This window comes from Actinotalea sp. C106, assembly GCF_023630195.1.
Lineage (GTDB): Bacteria > Actinomycetota > Actinomycetes > Actinomycetales > Cellulomonadaceae > Actinotalea.
On sequence record NZ_JALPKN010000603.1, the window covers coordinates 1 to 687 of the forward strand.

Genomic DNA, 687 nt, shown 5'->3' on the forward strand with positions numbered 1-687 from the left:
GGCCAGCCGGTCCCGCGCGGTGAGGTGGTCGGGCGGCCCGCCCAGCACCCCGAAGCGCCGGTACCCGTGACCGTGCAGGGCCCGGGCGAGCGCCGCCGCACCGCTGTGGTTCGCGATGACCACGGTGTCCACGTCGAGCAGCGGCTGGCCGATGAGCGCCACCGAGCCGCCCGAGTGGCGGAAGTTCGCCAGGGCCGTGCGCATGGCCCCGTTGGTCTCGTCGTCGTCGCGGCGACCGCCGGCCACGATGATCGCGCGGGCCCGCTGCCGGGTCAGCACGTCGACGAACCGCGGCTCACGGGTGGGGTCGTGCTGGGTGCTCGCGAGGGTCAGGGCGAGGTCGGCCCGCTCGGCCGCGAGGCCCACCCCCGCCGCGATCGAGGAGAAGTACGGGTCGGCGATGTCGTGCAGGATCAGGCCGAGCGAGGTGGTGCGGCCCCGGGCCATCGCCTGGGCGTTCGCGTCGGGGGAGTAGCGCAGCCTCTCGGCCGCGGCGAGCACCCGGTCGCGCAGGTCCGCCCGGACGGTGCGGTTGGCGCTCCCGTTGATCGCGCGCGAGGCCGTCGCGAGGGACACCCCGGCCTCGCGGGCCACCTGGCTCAGCGTCACCGGACCACCGGGGGAGCGACCCCGCCGACGCTCGTCGGCCGAGACGACGGCGGCGGCCTCCTCGACCACGCCCGAGAA

1 protein-coding gene is annotated in these 687 nt (G+C 76.6%); it reads right to left on the bottom strand.

Annotation, left to right across the window (positions count from 1 at the left end; translation table 11 throughout):
* On the bottom strand, positions 1-678 hold a 678-nt coding region (locus L0B03_RS18740; RefSeq protein WP_250448620.1), incomplete at its 3' end, for a LacI family DNA-binding transcriptional regulator.
* Positions 679-687: the final 9 nt, after the last annotated feature.